At 61.5% G+C, this 208-nt stretch carries 1 protein-coding gene; it reads right to left on the bottom strand.

Annotated features, from left to right (window positions below):
- On the bottom strand, nucleotides 1-208 hold a 208-nt coding region (locus tag ACM6IV_RS19630), incomplete at both ends, for a hypothetical protein (RefSeq protein WP_414871270.1).

Genomic DNA, 208 nt, shown 5'->3' with positions numbered 1-208 from the left:
AACGACCGTGACAGCAAACTGCTCAGGCAGATTGTTCGCGCCGTCGGCGTTCGGATGGGTTTCGTTATCGGCCAGGGTGTAGCTGTAACTCACGACACCGGTGGCGGCGTTGAAACCTGTGATAGTCAGCGTGCTGCCCAGCGGCGTGGTGATCGATTGCGGGAAGCCTGCGGCCACGCCATTGGTGACGACGGCGATACCGCCGACA

The organism is Pseudomonas sp. IT-347P, from assembly GCF_949768005.1.
GTDB lineage: Bacteria > Pseudomonadota > Gammaproteobacteria > Pseudomonadales > Pseudomonadaceae > Aquipseudomonas.
Note: the sequence above shows the minus strand (reverse complement) of the source record. Positions and strands in the feature narration are given on the sequence as shown.